The organism is Kamptonema animale CS-326 (genome assembly GCF_028330895.1).
Taxonomy (GTDB): Bacteria; Cyanobacteriota; Cyanobacteriia; order Cyanobacteriales; family Microcoleaceae; genus Kamptonema; species Kamptonema formosum.
Genome location: NZ_JAQMUA010000324.1, coordinates 12,126 through 29,371 on the forward strand (window position 1 = coordinate 12,126; position 17,246 = coordinate 29,371).

Here is a 17,246-nt window from a genome sequence, read left to right on the forward strand (position 1 = left end):
GTTCGTAGCTAATGTTACAGAATATGGAGTTTTATGAAGTTTTCGGATAAGCACGATGCAGTTTCTACATCGCGGGGCAAAGTAGAAGCAGCCGGGGCGCGATCGCAGCCTGAACCCACAATTACAGGGGTAATTGGTAATTGGTAATTGGTAATTGGTAATTGGTAATTGGTAATTGGTAATTGGTAATTGGTAATGGCTAATTGCTATTACCCATCCTCCCCATCTCCCCCTCTCTTCCTCTTTCCCTAGTCCCTAGTCCTGAGCATCGTAGTCCCTTCTTTGGTAATTGGTAATTGGAAAGATCGGTTGTTAAGTCCCCAAATTTATTAACAATAAGCTAGACTCAAAGTAGTGTTATAATAAAATCAACTATATAAACTCTAATTTAGAATGGCAAATGTTGACTGTTGAACAGATTGAGAATGCTATCCCTACAATTTTAGATTTTACAGGAGTACAATGACCACAAAATCCAAAACCTATTTTTTATCCTCTATCTTCTCGCTGTTTTTATTATTCAGCACCACAGCCTGCACATCTATTTCCCAAAAACAAATTGTCATTTGCTCAAAAGATTTTACAGAACAAGTCATCCTCGTAGAAATTTTAGCCCGCCACATCGAAGCCAAGACAGATATACAAGTAAAACGCGAACTGAATTTAGGTGGCACTCTTTGCCATCAATCCTTAATAGCTGGTAAAGTTGACTTATATGTAGAATATACTGGCACTGCTTTTGCCAACATTCTCAAACAAAAACCGATTTCCGATCCTAAAAAAGTTTACACTTATATCAAGCAAGAATATGCAAAACAGTATCAGTTAGAATGGACAGAACCTCTAGGATTTAATAATAGTTTCGCAATTATTGTCCGGGGCGATGATGCCAAAAAACTTAATCTGCAAACCCTTTCTCAACTTAGCAAAGCTGCACCCAAATTGCGAGCAGGTTTCGGCCCGGAGTTTAAAGAAAGAGAAGATGGCTTTCCCGGATTAGCTAAAACTTACGGGATAAAGTTTGCAGAAGAGCCGAAAGAAATGCTATTAGGATTACTGTACCAAGCACTTAAAGAAAAACAAGTAGATGTTATTGCTGGCAACTCGACTGACGGTTTAATAGAAAGTCTAGGTTTAGTTGTTCTTAAAGATGATAAGCAATATTTCCCCCCTTATGAAGCCGCCCCAGTTGTGCGTTCTGCAATTTTTGAAAAATACCCGGAGTTGCGTCAAGTTCTGAATGAATTAGCAGGGAAAATCTCGGAGGAAGATATGCGAAAACTCAACTATCAAGTTGACGGGAAGCAACTTGATGCTGGACAAGTTGCACAGGAGTTTTTGCAGCAGAAGTTAGGGAGTTTAAATCCTGAATCTAGCCAGAAATAAGGCGCTCAGCTAATATCTAAAAGGCAGTTAGGACATTTTAATTTTCTCAAACCTTTGATTATATTTCCTTCTTTCCCTAACCCCTAACTATACGCTAACTTTCCGCCTAAGTTTGCAAGCTTTGCACTATCTCCAACGACAAACCTGTAAGCCGAACAACTTGTTCAATTGATATATTTTCCCGCAACAAATTCCGAGCCAACTCTTCCTTCGCTAATTGCATTCCTTCTTGTCTACCTTCTTGTCTACCTTCTTGTCTACCTTCCTGCAAAATATCCTGATAAATCACTGACTCACGCATAATATCCCCTCGCAAAAGTCTTGTAATTACATCTTTCTCCAATACTAACCCAGCCAAAATCCCTGCCGATGCCATTAAATTACTCTGAATCCGCCTGTCTGGAATCTCTGCGATGGCCGATGCCACTTGAGTTAAAACGCCTACAGGGTTTTCTGTCCGACTCAAAACCGCAAAAGGCAACAGTCCGAGGGAACTCAAAAATATTTCAGACGGCTGTTCCCAGAGGCGAATCACATCAAATTCATGGCGAGTTCTGGTCAAAATAAAAGCATTTTGCCGAACTAAATCCGAACCAGTCTCCCTTAAATATATCACGACTTGGCGCATTTCCTTAGCAGGAAAGCGGCGGTAAACTCGCAAGCGATAATCCGCCATCCGAAATGGAATTCCTGCATCCGCTTCTGTCTGAAATTCGGCGTGGAGTACCAAATCTTCAGCTTGCCGCAAAATCAAAGCATCAGCCCGAATTGGTTCCAAAGAAAGTTCAGTCGGACTCAGTTCCGTTAGCCTTACCGGAGCACCTAGCAGCCAACTTGCAAAATCATCCGCAAAGTTTTCGGCGATAAACTTGCAAATATTATCGTACATCGCAATAATTTAGTACCTCTGTAGAGCTTACTCAACTTAATTTTAACCCAAAAGTTGCTCCGAGTAATCTCCACGATCGCCTTAGCCGCAGAAACAACGAATCAGGAAAATGTAATTCCCTACAATAGTTTTAGCAATTAAGAACGTCCTAATTTCCCTCACTAACTCGCCGTAAATTCAACACATCACTCATTTTTTTGATTTGCATAGAAGTCCGTTCAAGCTGTTCTTTATCTTGGATATCAACACACAAATCAATCAAAGCAGGCAACCCCGGATAAGTCTTCACACTCGCACTGCGAACGTTTACATGATTGTCCTTTAAATGAGATAAAACATCATTAAGAACGCCCACGCGATCCAGCACTTCAATTTGAATATTCACGGGGTAAGTATTCGGACGACCACCGTTCGGATTTGTCGGATTCCAACTCACAGGTACTAACCGATCCCCAGGAACATTTTCGGTATTAGAACAGCCTTGGCGATGAATTGAAATTCCGCGATTTTTAGTTACAATTCCAATAATTACCTCCCCTGGTATGGGAGTGCAACAACCTGCCAAATGATACAATAACCCCTCAACTCCTGCAATTGGTGACTTGCTCGGAGATGAACTCGGCATCGACCGTGCAGGCGCTACTATTGGCACAGTTAAAATCTCAGGAACTACCTCAACTTTTTGCTGTACTAAATCTCGCAGCCGATTTACGATGAGATTTAGCGTCACCTCGCCGTAGCCCAAACCTGCTAACAAATCTTCGACGCTGTGGTAATTGAAGCGTAGCGCTACAGAGTGCATTGGCTCAGATTTTAATAAGGATTCAAAGCCATTTTTGCCCAGTTCTTTTTCTAATAATTCTCGGCCGCGAGCTACATTTTCATCGCGGTGCGATCGCTTATACCACTGACGAATCCGGTTTTTTGCGCCGCTGGTCTTGACAAAATTTAGCCAGTCTAAACTGGGATGGCCATTTTTCTGAGTCAAGATTTCGACAATATCGCCATTCTTTAAAAGCGAGTCCAGCGTCACCATCCGCCCATTCACCCGCGCACCCGTGCAGTGATTCCCAACTTCCGTATGAATGCGGTAAGCAAAATCCACAGGCGTTGCATCTTTTGTCAGCGCTACTACATCGCCTTGGGGCGTAAATACGTAGATGTCTTCATCAAATAAATTATCTTTAACGCTCTCTAAATATTCCTCAGCATCCTTAAGGTCGCTTTGCCATTCCAGCAGTTGCCGCAACCAGGTAAACTTTTCGTCATCTCCTGTTACTTTGAGATTGCTAGAACCGCCACTTTCTTTATATTTCCAGTGGGCGGCGATCCCGTAATCTGCAATGTGGTGCATTTCCACTGTACGGATTTGGACTTCAATGGGGCGGCCGCTATTACCAATCACGCCCGTGTGCAAAGATTGGTAGCGGTTCGGCTTCGGCAAGCCGATATAATCCTTGAAGCGACCGGGAATTGGACAGAAAGCATCGTGTGCGATCGCCAAAGCCCGATAACACTCATCCTTACTTTCCACAATAATCCGCACCGCCGCAATATCATAAACCTGGTTAAAACCCTTTTGTCGGCGCTGCATCTTCTGGTAAATCCCATACAGGTGTTTCGGGCGGCCGCTGACTTCATAGCACTTAATCCCCACACTATCCAGCCGATCCCGCAGAATGTCCGTCACCTCGGCCAGTTGCGCCTCCCGGTCAGTCCGCTTCTGATCCACCAAATCCTTAATTTCGCAATAAGCTTCCGGTTCCAGGTATTTAAAGGACAAATCCTCCAATTCCCACTTAAAGCGACCAATACCCAACCGATTCGCCAAAGGCGCAAAGATTTCCCGCGTTTCCAAAGCGATACTACGGCGTTTCTCGTCTGAGAGATGTTCTAGCGTCCGCATATTATGCAGCCTGTCCGCCAACTTCACCACGATCACCCGGATATCCTTAGCCATTGCCAGAAACATCCGCCGGAAATTCTCAGCTTGGCGTTCCGTCTTACTGGAAAAATTAAACTTAGAAAGCTTCGTTACCCCCTCCACCAACTGCCGCACTTCCGCGCCGAACCGCAGTTCTAGATCCTCAAGGGTGACATCAGTATCCTCAACGATATCATGGAGGAAGCCTGCCGCAACCATGGCGCTATTGCCGCCCAAATACCGCAGCATTCCGGCTACGGCCACAGGATGGCAGATGTAGGGCTCACCAGATTTGCGATACTGACCCTCGTGGAGCTCGTTGGCAAATTTAAAAGCCCGACAAATTAAAGCATTGTCAGTCGAGCAGCTCGCAATCGCTCCCGACGACTGACCATTGGCATCCCCATTGAGACATTCTTGTAACCAATCAGGAATGTTACAGTCATTTGAGATTGATGGAATCAGAGTGTTGGCATTCATAGGAGTCAGGATTTAAAAGTTACAAATAGATAGTGCAACAGAAGTTGCTTTCCGGTTGAACAGCAGACTTTCTGTATCTAGGTATACTAAGCTAAAATTGACACCTACAGTCAATCTGAAAAAGATCCGGTATTTTCTGTCAACTATAGCTATCTAAATTGAGAAGAACCACCCTCGCAGGGAGGAAAAAATCAGATTTTAGGCAAATGCTCTAGTCAGTTGCCCTTGCCTTGTAAAATTAAGAACGTTTTGGGAGTACAAGTACAGCGATCGCTACTTAGCCTTAAAGCAAGCCAAGCTTAGCTACAAGCCCAGACAGACCATCAACCCTAAATCAGCGTTAAACTCGCCTTGAAAAATATTCTCTAAGATTTAGGCTGCTGCGACTACAATGTACAACTTGCCTTAATCTTTGGAATCTTTAAAACATCTATCTTAATTATAGATATAAATTTCTTTACATTTGTTATGCTGTCCAAAAATATCTACCAGCACTACCAGCAATTCAAGCAACTTCTCCAAGAGCTCCAAACCGTTGCCACACAGGGTAATCTAGATCGGACAGCACTCTTGGCAACTTTTGGGGAAGCGCAGCAATTTTTCGCAGGGCAAATCATGGGTTCAGACAGTGACGGGCTAGATCCGCCAGAAACACCGTTAGAGCAATCATACCTGACAGAAATACACAAGCAATTGCGTCTGTTGGGAATGGATATAAAATTTTTGCAAGCGTCGCGGGTTCTAGCCACAGCCCAAGCAAGGCAAACAGCAGCAAGCGATCGAATTAACACCCTGATCCGCTACTGCGATGCCTTGTTACAAAAAGGCACAGAATAAATAGGCTGTCTTAATTACAGCCCAAGCATAAACCAGTCATAGGAATATCGAGCCAAGGAGAAAAAAGCCGTGCAATGTCCCAAATGTAAGCATCCGCAGTTAGAAGAAGGAATGTTAAACAACCACCTAGCCGTGAAGTGGTGCCCTAACTGCTACGGCATCTGGATACCGACTAAAGAATATCAAGCTTGGCAAGAATATCAGCGTCAATGGCCGAGCAAATCCCAGCCAAAAGGGAATGTCAGCCCCGATTTTGCCCCCTCACCCTATGATTCTAAAGCTGCAATGTGTCCAGACGATGGTCAATATCTCTCACGAGCCCGAATTCCCTTCACAAAAACCCCCGTCTATGTAGAGCGTTGTAGCGTTTGCGGCGGCATTTGGTGCGACAGCGGTGAATGGGAAACCCTCGAAAGTATGGGACTCCACGCCCAAATTGAGCAGATGTTTTCTAGCACCTGGCAAGCCAAGGCCCGCCAGCAAGAGCTTGCCGAAAGAGAACGCCAAGGTATAGTTGATAAACTAGGGGAAGAATTATCTCAGTATGTCTTTGCACTAGCAGAAGTTTTAGAAGATCATCCGAATGGAGATTTTGCCGCTTCTTACATTTTGCGAAGATTTGAAAGTAAGCGCAAAGGTCTGCCAGCTAAATAGCTAATGGCTAATTGCTACAGAGGTGCCCACTGTAAGGTAGTACATTTTAATTAGGGACGAAGCATTCCGCTAATTAATCTGTACTTATAATCAATAAATCATCTGCCGGAATTCCTAACTCTTATCCTTCGCGATCGCATCGAATTCTACTCTACCTCTTAACAGCGGTTCCCGCTTTATCGGCTGTCTAATTTAGCGGGTTCCAATGCTGAGAGTGCTAACAAATTCCTCCGGCTGTGCCGACCATAAGCGATCGCGCTTTTGTTTTATTTGGTAACAGATTATACCAAACTTAAATATAAAATTTAACAGCCACAAGTGAGAATTAATGTTAAGTATAGGGTGATTTTACAAAAATAGCATTATAATTGTCGTTAGCTTTTGTGAGGCGCGATGCTACACAAACCTTCTGAATTGGGTGCTTCTACTGCTGAGACTGTAAACCCTGTGCTTGGACTCTACCAGCCGCAGGCATCGCACAATCAGAACAGTATTAGAATCTGGGTATGCTATGAAAACACATCGAATTACTAGGGTACAATGGTTAATTGCCATTGGTTTTTTATCGTTATTTACCACACCTACTACAGCCCAAAATTTACCGATCGCGCCAGCAAATGATGGTACAAATACCCAAATTAATCAAGAGGGAAATCGCCTAGATATTTCCGGGGGAAGTCTCAGCGGCGACAAGGCAAATTTATTCCATAGTTTTCAAAGATTTGGTTTAACTGAAGGGCAAATCGCCAACTTTCTGACTAACCCCAATATCCGCAACATTTTGGGCAGAGTGACTGGCGGCGACGCTTCAATTATTAACGGGTTAATTCAAGTAACTGGCGGCAATTCTAACCTTTATTTGATGAATCCGGCGGGCATTATTTTCGGGCCGAATGCGAGTTTAAACGTACCTGGCTCCTTTACTGCTACAACTGCTACAGGAATTGGCTTTGACAATAATAATTGGTTTAATGCGGCGGGTAATAATAATTGGGCAACTTTAGTCGGAACGCCTAGTATTTTTGCCTTTACAAATCCACAACCAGGCAGTATTGTCAATGCCGGAAACTTAGCAATTTCTCCAGGGCAAAGTTTAACCTTAATAGGTGGGACGGTTGTTAATACAGGCCAACTTTCTGCACCAAATGGCAGTATCACAATGGTGGCTGTTCCGGGTGAGAATTTAGTCAGAATTAGTCAGGCTGGAAACTTACTGAGTTTAGATATTCAGCCAACGGCAACCGCTGCATCGCTTCCGCAAAATTGGACAGTTCCGGTTTTATCTTTACCGCAATTATTGACTGGAAATCAACTCAGTAATGCCACAGGTTTAACTGTGAATCAATTGGGGCAAGTGGTACTGACTGGGGGCGAAGTTATTCCTACAGATGCGGGTACGGCTATTGCTTCGGGTAGTCTGGATGTCTCATCTATTCTGGGATGGGGGACAACTGGTGTCGGTGGCAATGTCAATATTTTTGGTAGTAAAGTTGGTGTAATTAGTGGCAATATTAATGCTTCGGGAAGTAATGGTGGCGGACAAGTTTTAATTGGTGGAGACTATCGCGGGTTGGGAGTTGTGCCGAATGCTGAACGGACTTTTGTTAGTAGCAATTCTGCGATTAATGCAGATGCGGTGACGAGTGGGGATGGTGGGAGAGTGATTGTTTGGGCGGATGATATCACCCGATTTTATGGGAATATTACGACCAGAGGAGGGAGCATTTTTGGTAATGGTGGGTTTGTGGAGGTTTCGGGGAAACAATATTTAGATTTTCAGGGAAATGTTAATACTTTAGCGCCGAATGGTACGACAGGGTTATTATTGCTTGACCCTACTAATATCACGATTCAGAGTGGGGCGGGTTCGTTTACATCACTGGCTCAAGTCGATCAATTTGGCGACGCTAACATAGGGGCAAATACGATTGCTGCTGGTGTAATTAATGCTGCGACAACGAATGTAACTTTGCAAGCAACGGGGAATATTACTTTTAATGCTCCGGTGTCGATCGCGAATTCAGGTGTGGGTCTGACAGCGCAAGCAAATAATAATATTAATGTATTTGCCAATATTACAACTAATGGAGGCGATGTTACACTCAGAGGTAATAATGACAATACAAATGGTGGTTGGGTCTGGATCAATAATGCCACCATTAATGCTGCTGGGGGAAATATTAGCCTAAATGGTACGGGAGGAACAGCAGCGGGTGGCAATAATTACGGTATTGTTAGTGTTACAGGCATCTTGCAAACAACAGGGACAGGGACTATTACTCTCAGCGGCAATGGAGGGAATGGCGGGGGTTCTAACTACGGGATAGTTCTTGCGAGTAACTCCCAAATCAGAACAGCACAAGGAAATATCACCCTGACTGGAAATGGCGGAAATGGAACTAATAATCTTTTCGGCCTTTACCTAGACAGCACCACAATACAATCAACAGGAACAGGTGCGATCGCCCTTACTGGCACTGGTGGCAATGGTACTGGGAATTCAAATCGGGGGATATATACTCAAAACAACACCCAAATCAGTACACAGGGAAATATCACCCTGACTGGAAATGGCGGAAGTGGAATTAATAATCTCAGCGGCATTTACTTAGACAACACCAGATTACAACCAACAGGAACAGGTACGATCGCCCTTAATGGTAATGGTGGTAATGGTACTGGAAGTGACAGTTACGGGATATTTCTTAGGAATAACTCCCAAATCACAACAGCACAAGGAAATATTACCCTGACTGGAAACGGCGGAAATGGAACTAATAATCTTTTAGGCATTTTCCTAGACAACACCAGATTACAATCAACAGGAACAGGTGCGATCGCGCTTAATGGTACAGGTGGCAATGGTACTGGGGTACTGGGAATATAAATAGCGGGATATATACTCAAAATAACACCCAAATCAGCACACAGGGAAATATTACCCTAACTGGGAACGGTGGAAATGGAATTAATAATACCGAAGGCATTTACCTAAGCAACAGCACAGTACAATCAACAGCAGGAGGTGCGATTGTTCTCAATGGTACAAGTGGTAATGGCACTGGTATTAACAACGGGATAAGTCTTGAAAATAATACTCAAATTACCACACTGGGAAATATCACCCTGACTGGAAACGGTGGAAATGGAATTAATAGTATCGTAGGCATTTACCTAGACAACAGCAGATTACAATCAACAGGAACAGGCGAGATCGCCCTTAATGGTAATGGTGGTAATGGCACCGGGATTGACAGTTATGGGATATTTCTTAGGAATAACGCGCAAATCACAACAGCACAAGGAAATATCACCCTGACTGGAAACGGCGGAAATGGAACTAATCAACTCATGGGCATTTTCCTGACCAACAGCAGCACAATACAATCAACAGGAACAGGTGCGATCGCGCTTAATGGTACAGGTGGTAATGGTACTGGGAGTGCCAATTACGGGATAAGTCTTCAAGGCAACAGCCAGATCGCCACCCAGGGAAATATTACTGTTACTGGAAATGGCGGAAATGGAATTGATCAACCCGTTGGCATTTTCCTGACCAACAGCACATTACAATCGACAGGAACAGGTGCGATCGCGCTTAATGGTACTGGTGGCAATGGTACTGGGAATATAAATAGCGGGATATATGCTCAAAATAACACTCAAATCACCACACTGGGAAATATCACCCTGACTGGAAATGGTGGAAAAGGAACTAATCAACTCTATGGCATTTACCTAGACAACAGCAGATTAGAATCAACAGGAACAGGTGCGATCGCCCTTACTGGTAATGGTGGCAATGGTACTGGGAATTTTAATTACGGGATAAGTCTTCAAAACAATTCCCAAATCACCACACAGGGAGATATCACTCTGAGTGGAAACGGCGGAAGTGGCAATGGGAATCTCAGAGGTATTCGCTTAGATAATAGCATAGTAGAGTCCACAGGGCTTGGCGCGATCGCTCTTAATGGTACTGGTAGTAATGGAACTGGAAATAACAATTATGGTATAAATCTTCAAAACAACACCCAAATTACCACACAGGGAAATATCACCCTGAGTGGAAATGGCGGAAATGGAACTAATCAACTCTATGGTATTAGCCTAGACAGCAGCACAGTACAATCGACAACAGGCGCGATCGCCCTTTCTGGTACGGGTGGTAATGGCAGTGGTAATCTCAATTATGGGATAAATCTTCAAAACAATTCCCAAATCGCAACACAGGGAAATATCACCTTGACGGGTACGAGTGCCAGCAGTATAGCAGGAATTTATGCAGATTCTACTGCGATTAACTCAACTCCTGGCACAGGCAACATCACCCTAGAAGCTGAACAAATCGACATCTCCGGCACCACCACCATCAGCGGTACAAACACCCTCCAATTCCAACCGCTAACTCCCACAGGCAACCTCACAATTAACTTTAATACCCCCACCGCCATCCAACCAGGATTTTCACAAATTAACATCGGCAAAACTGATACCAGCGGCGCAATTTCCCTCAACGGCAACATCACCTTCAACAACCCCGTAACCTTACAATCTCCGCAAGGAAACGGCAACATCAACACCACGCAAACTAATCTTACTGGTGTCGGTAACGCCACAATTACCCTCAATGCCAGTCAAGCTATTACTACAGGCAACATCACCAATTCTGGACGAGCAATTACCCTAAATGGTAATACAATTGACACCACTGCTGGCACTCTCAACACAAATTCCAGTACAGGCAATGGCGGCGCGATCGCCCTCTCAGCTTCTAACGGAATTAATGTAGCAGCAATTGATTCCAGCACCACCTCTACCGCCAACAATTCCACCGCCGGAAACATCACATTTAATTCAGGTAATAGCACCATCACCCTCACCGGAAACATCAACGCATCTGCCACCGCCGGAAGTGGTAGCAATCTCACCTTTCTTAGTCCCGTCATCCTCACACAAACCCTCACCACTTTAAACACATCAGGAAGTGCAGGCGGCGGTAATATCACCTTTAATAACACATTAGATGGCATCAGCAGTAACAACCCAGATTTAACCTTAAATACTGGCACTGCTGACATCATGTTTTTCGAGGCAATTGGTAGCACAAATCTATTAGGAAATCTCACCCTAAATACCACAGGCAACGCCATTTTCAGCAATTCCGGTAGCTTTATTAGCTTAACAGCCAACGCCAATAATACCCAACTCGCCGCCAACATGACAACAAGCGGCAGCAATGGCATGAGTTTCGGCAACCGTGTCACCCTCACAGGCGATACTACCTTAACAGGCGATAAAATTAGTTGGGCTGGCGCAGTTTCAGGAACCGGAAACTTAACACTACAACCTTATACTGCGGGTTCAGAAATTACCATTGGTAATAGCATCGGCAGTGGTTTAAACTTACCTAGCACTCAAATCGATTTAATTCAAACTGGATTAACTTCTCTCACAATTCAAAATAATAATAATGGCAATATTACCGTTAACAATCCTACCAACTTTAACACTCCCGTTACCCTAGAAGCTAACGGCGACTCGATTACAGTTGGTAGCGCGATTACCGGGACTTATAATAGTTCAATTACCCTCAACGCCAACACCACTAACCTCAACTCAAATATCACCACCAATGGTAACTCAATTACCTTTAATAGTAACGTCCTTCTGGGCAATGTTTCCGCCCTTAGCAGCGGTGGCGGCAATATTACTTTTAACGGCAACGTTGACGGCGCAAATAATTTAACAATCAATGCCGCAAATGGCATAACAGCCTTTAACTTCCCCGTAGGTAATTCTACACCAATTGGCAACGGTACGGGAGCAGCACTTACGCTGACTTCAACGGGAACAACCACATTTCAAGGTATCCTGAATACCAATTCCGGCATCACAGCAACCGGCCCAGTTATTTTCACAAATAATGTGACATTAGGCTTGGGTGATACTGCGACCAATCTCGCGGCTGATTTGCAATTACCAGGAATCACTTTCAGCGCTGCAAATGGCGCAACTTTTGGTAATATTACCCTGACTGGTTCACCTATAATTACATCACAAAATAATCCGTTGACATTCAACGGTACTATCAATGGAAATCAGCAATTCACTGTTAACGCAGCAGCGGGTGATATCACCTTTAATGGTGCTGTTGGTAATTCCAATCCTTTAACTGGTTTACAAGTAAGCGGACAAAATATTACGGCTAATTCTACTATTGATAGTACGGGAGATATTAACCTGATCGGTACTGGAAATGTCAGCTTAAACGGTGCTGTAGGTAATTCTCAACCTTCCAGCGGTTTACAAGTAAGCGGACAAAATATTACAGCTAATTCTACTATTGATAGTACAGGAAATATTAACCTGATCGGCAGTGGAAATGTCCGCTTAAACGGCGCTATCGGTAATTCTCAACCTTCTAGTAGCTTACAAGTAAGCGGACAGAATATTACAGCTAATTCTACTATTGATAGTACGGGAAATATTAACATAACTGGCACAGGAGATATCAGCTTAAATGGTGCTATCGGTAATTCTCAACCTTCTAGCGGTTTACAAGTAAGCGGACAGAATATTACGGCTAATTCTACTATTGATAGTGCGGGAAATATTAACATAACTGGCACAGGAGATATCAGCTTAAATGGTGCTATCGGTAATTCTCAACCTTCCAGTAGCTTACAAATAAGTGGACAAAATATTACGGCTAATTCTACTATTGATAGTACAGGAAATATTAACCTGATCGGCAGTGGAAATGTCAGTTTAAATGGTGCTATTGGTAATTCTCAACCTTCCAGTAGCTTACAAATAAGTGGACAAAATATTACAGCTAATTCTACCATTAACACTACGGGAGATATTAACCTTACTGCCCCAGAAAATGTCACTCTCCAAGGAAATGTCACCACTACCAATATAGGCAACTTAACTATTGCCAATGCCACAAATTTAACTATAGCTGGCAACATTAACAGCGCCGGGAGTATTAATTTTACTCCCGTAGGAAATGTCAACCTCCAAGGAACTGTCACCACAACCAATAGCGGCAATTTAACTATTGCTAACTCTGGTAACTTAACTATAGCCAGAAATATAAATTTAGATGGCGCATTTCAGCAAACAGGTATAGGTGCTGTCTCACTAAGCGGCAATATTTATACTAACAATCAAAATATCACATTTAGCGCCCCCGTCACCTTAAATGCACCCGTCACTTTCTCCCTCGGAAATGCGACAATTGCTTTTAATTCTAGCTTAGCCGCAGGCAATAATCCCCTCACTTTAACAGCAGGAGAGATTAATTTTGGCGGGCAAGTTTCGGGAACTAATACTATCCTTTTGCAACCAAATTCACCAGACCAAAATATTGTCATCGGTGGCACGGATAACAATACTAGCGCTTTAGACTTGACGCAATCTGAAGTTAATGCTTTACAAAATGGCTTTACCTCGATTACCATAGGACGCGCTTTAGGCAGTGGTAATATTACCATTCCGAATAGTATTAGTTTCTCAGATCCCGTTAATATTCAAACCGGAACAGGTACAATTTTTCTCAGTAATACTCTGACTGGAGTTGATAACGCTTCAGTTAATCTCAAGGCTTCAGCGATTAACTTGAATGCAGGTGTTACTACTGCTAATAGTAATATTGCTTTGACGGGAAATGTGAATTTAGATAATGATGTTGCTCTAAGTAGTACTGGTGGAGATATTAGTGTAACAGGTGCGATCGCAGGTACTCAATCCTTGAATGTAGATGCAGGTCAAGGTAATGTGCAATTACAAGGAGATATCGGTCAAACTTCGCCATTGTCGCGCTTGAATGTCACCGCTACAACGGCGAATTTAGGCGGAAATGTGACAACCACAAATGGTGATATTGCCTTTAACGGTGCTGTGGTATTAACCCGCAATGTCAGCTTAAGTACAGGTGGGGGAAATATTGCATTTAGCAGTACCCTTGACAGTGCAAGCAATAATAGTTTTAATTTAGCTACCAGTAGCAATAATATTACTTTTACTGGGGCAGTTGGCGCAACTACACCACTGGGAAATCTGGTGATTAATAGTGCTGGCAATATTACAGCAGCATCCACAATTAATGCTCTTGGCTTACAAGCAACTAGCGCCAATACTGTTAATTTAATTGGGAATGTCATTGCTGGGAATGTGAATGTTAGCGCCGCTAATAACTTGACTGTTGGAAACATCACTGCCAAGGGTGGAGAAATTAGCCTGAATAGTAACAGTGGTGACATAACGGCAGGTAATTTAGATGCGTCGTTAAGTTCAGGAAATGGTGGGGTGATTTCTCTTACTATTCCAGCGGGTGCAGTTAGTACAGGGAATTTGAATACTTCGGGGCAAAGCGGCGGTAATATAACTGTTAAAGCTCAAGTTTCTATTACTACGGCACAAATTAATTCTAGTGGTAGTGTGGGAAATGGTGGTAATGTTTTCCTCGATCCTATTGGGGATGTGCAAGTAGAATTTATCAACGCGCAAGGTGGTACGAGCGGTAGCGGTGGTAATGTATTTATTGAATCAACGGGGGGATTTTTTAGGGCGACGAATTTATTTACAACGCCGCTTTCGCCAACGGGAAGCGCTAGTATTTCTACTGCTGGCGGTGTTGGAGGTGGTAGTATTACTATTCGCCATGCTGGGGGAGATGGTGGGCCACCTATTGTGTTATTTACGATTGGAACTGCTACACAAAATGGTACTGTTGGTGCTATTACTTCGGGACAATTTACGATGAACTCGGAGTCGTTTCCTGGTTCTTTTACTCGGGGGAATATTGCTTTAGAAACTGATGATGCGGTGCCGCCTGTGCCTTTAGCTATACCTTCACCTGCACCCTCACCTATAACTGCACCTATACCTGCACCTATACCTGCACCTGCGCCTTCACCTGCACCTTCCCCTGTATCCGCATCCAGACCTTTACTTGCACCGCTATCTGAACCCTTACCTGTACCCGCACCCGCGCCTACGCCTGAGCCAATACAATCGTTATCGGTACCCGTGCCTGCACCCGCGCCTGTAGCGCTACCTGAGCCAGAACCGGAAGCTGAGTTAGTACCATTGCTATCAGTAGCAGTGCCAACACTTGCACGTGCGATCGCACCAGAATTGCTCCCGCCTATTGTTGGGCGGATACCAACACCTGCACCAGAATCGTTACCGCCTATTGTTGGGCGGATACCAACACCTGCACCAGAATCGCTGCCGTCTATTGTTGGGCGGATACCAACACCTGCAACTACACCTGCGATCGCGTTTCCACCCCCGCTAGAAATTTCACCCACAAATACAGGAGCACTGAAACCAGCATCGGTAACAGCGACATCCTTTACAGAGGCGACGGAAGTTTCGATTCCGCCTTCAAATCCAGACTCTCCCTTGATTTTAAATGATTTTCAACTAGGAATAACTTCGCCGCCGCTAGAAACTCCCGGTTTTACCTCAGATCCCATTTTAAAGATTGACGAAAGCATTACTCGCTACTGGCCAAGCAGTTATTCCTTATCAGCAAACAATGGCAGAGCCAGCGGAATTAATAGTAATTCTACCAATGATAGTAGTAATCAACAATTAAATTCTCAGCTAGAACTAGCATCAGATAATTCAAAAATATCTAGTCGCACTAACAGTCTCGCTGATGGTATTACGAGCAATCAAAAGTTAAACTCCCATTTAGAAAAATCCTCTACTAATTTAGCAGCTACTAACGGCAGCCAATACAATTTGGTTTTAGGCTATGAGAGCTTAAGTGATGAATTGTTTGCGAGCAGCGATATCGCCGAGACAGTATGGCGAATTGAACAAGCAAGAAATCAAGAATTTGAGAATCATTTAGGAGTTAAGGAAAATTACCCCAACTTGAATACAATGCACGTAGAGGGTATCCAAGAGAGATTGAAATCTGCTGAGAAGGAAACGAAAAAACGCTCTGTAGTCATCTACATTTTAGCTAGGATAAATCAACTAGAGTTAATTTTAGTGCCTGCTTTAGGGAAACCGATTCGCTATAGCATTCCTGAAGCTAATAAGGAAGCGATTATCCCGAGGGTTAATGAGTTTCGCAGGGAAATTACGAGTTCGATAAAACGCAACACTACCAGTTACAAAGCTTCGGCTAATAAACTTTATCAGTGGATGATTAAACCTTTAGAAAAAGATTTGAAGGAGTTAGGAGTTGAGACGCTGTTGCTATCAGTTGACCCTGGCTTAAGGAGTATGCCATTTGCGGCTCTTTTCGACGGCAAGCAGTTTCTAATTGAGAAATATAGCTTGAGTTTAATTCCCAGTTTCAGTTTAATGGATACTCGCTATGGTTCTCTGAAAGATGCTTCTGTGTTGGCGATGGGGGCTTCGGAATTTGCTGATAAAGCTGCGTTGCCGGCGGTGCCGGTGGAGTTGCAAACGATTGTTTCTGAATGGCAAGGTCAATCCTTTTTAAATGCAGATTTTACGCTGGATAATTTGCGATCGCAGCGGTTAGCCCATCCATTTCGCGTAATTCACTTAGCAACTCACTCGGAGTTTATGCCGGGCCTTGTCAGTAATTCTTACATTCAGTTTTGGAATGAAAAAGTGAGTTTAAATCGTATGGAAACTTTGGGATGGGATAATCCGGCGGTAGATTTATTGGTGTTGAGTTCTTGTCGCACGGCTTTGGGCGATCGCGAAGCAGAATTAGGCTTTGCTGGATTAACTGTACAGTCGGGGGCGCGATCGGCTTTAGCGAGTTTGTGGAATGTAGACGATCGAGGAACTTTAGGGTTAATGACACAGTTTTACAAACACTTGCGGAGTGCAAGTATTAAGGCAGAAGCATTGCGTGAGGCTCAGATGGCAATGCTTTCTGGTGCCGTGCGAATTCAGAATGGAAAGTTGCTAGCAGGTGGTGGCGAGTTCACTTTGCCTGCTAGTTTAAATCAAGGTGGAAATAATATTTTTTCTCATCCTTATTATTGGAGTGGTTTTACATTGGTGGGTAATCCTTGGTAAGGTTAGAGCATAATTTTATCATGACTTACGCAAAGCCTATGTGTCATC

General features: G+C 43.6%; 8 protein-coding genes. 5 read left to right on the plus strand and 3 right to left on the minus strand.

Annotation, left to right across the window (positions count from 1 at the left end):
- The first annotated feature begins 462 nt into the window (after positions 1 to 462).
- Positions 463 to 1,386, plus strand: coding sequence for a glycine betaine ABC transporter substrate-binding protein (locus PN499_RS18860; protein WP_272033639.1), 924 nt, complete (start codon positions 463 to 465; stop codon positions 1,384 to 1,386).
- 106 nt (positions 1,387 to 1,492) lie between these two features.
- Here PN499_RS18860 and PN499_RS18865 read toward each other — a convergent pair whose 3' ends face one another.
- Entirely contained in the window at positions 1,493 to 2,275 is a 783-nt protein-coding gene (locus tag PN499_RS18865) for an Rpn family recombination-promoting nuclease/putative transposase (RefSeq protein ID WP_272033640.1), read from the minus strand.
- Between the two features lie 148 nt (positions 2,276 to 2,423).
- Positions 2,424 to 4,679: a RelA/SpoT family protein gene (locus PN499_RS18870; protein ID WP_272033641.1), complete on the minus strand. Its 2,256-nt coding sequence runs from the start codon at positions 4,677 to 4,679 to the stop codon at positions 2,424 to 2,426.
- A gap of 468 nt (positions 4,680 to 5,147) precedes the next feature.
- Here PN499_RS18870 and patD point away from each other — a divergent pair, with 468 nt between their 5' ends.
- The 3 genes from patD (at position 5,148) to PN499_RS18885 (ending at position 9,057) form a co-directional block, all read left to right on the plus strand.
- Positions 5,148 to 5,516: a heterocyst frequency control protein PatD gene (gene patD, locus PN499_RS18875; protein WP_272033642.1), complete on the plus strand. Its 369-nt coding sequence runs from the start codon at positions 5,148 to 5,150 to the stop codon at positions 5,514 to 5,516.
- A gap of 69 nt (positions 5,517 to 5,585) precedes the next feature.
- On the plus strand, positions 5,586 to 6,170 hold the full coding sequence (locus PN499_RS18880; protein ID WP_272033643.1) for a TFIIB-type zinc ribbon-containing protein: 585 nt from the start codon (positions 5,586 to 5,588) through the stop codon (positions 6,168 to 6,170).
- Between the two features lie 511 nt (positions 6,171 to 6,681).
- Positions 6,682 to 9,057 (plus strand): two-partner secretion domain-containing protein, encoded by a 2,376-nt coding sequence (locus PN499_RS18885; protein WP_272033644.1) that lies wholly within the window; start codon positions 6,682 to 6,684, stop codon positions 9,055 to 9,057.
- A gap of 308 nt (positions 9,058 to 9,365) precedes the next feature.
- On the opposite strand, the gene PN499_RS18890 is transcribed toward PN499_RS18885, so the two are convergent.
- Complete coding sequence (locus PN499_RS18890; protein ID WP_272033645.1) at positions 9,366 to 9,518, minus strand: hypothetical protein; 153 nt, start codon at positions 9,516 to 9,518, stop codon at positions 9,366 to 9,368.
- A gap of 3 nt (positions 9,519 to 9,521) precedes the next feature.
- On the opposite strand from PN499_RS18890, the gene PN499_RS18895 reads away from it, so the two are divergent.
- Positions 9,522 to 17,198 carry a CHAT domain-containing protein gene (locus PN499_RS18895; RefSeq protein WP_272033646.1) on the plus strand — a complete coding sequence of 2,559 codons (7,677 nt, stop codon included), beginning with the start codon at positions 9,522 to 9,524 and terminating at the stop codon, positions 17,196 to 17,198.
- Positions 17,199 to 17,246: the final 48 nt, after the last annotated feature.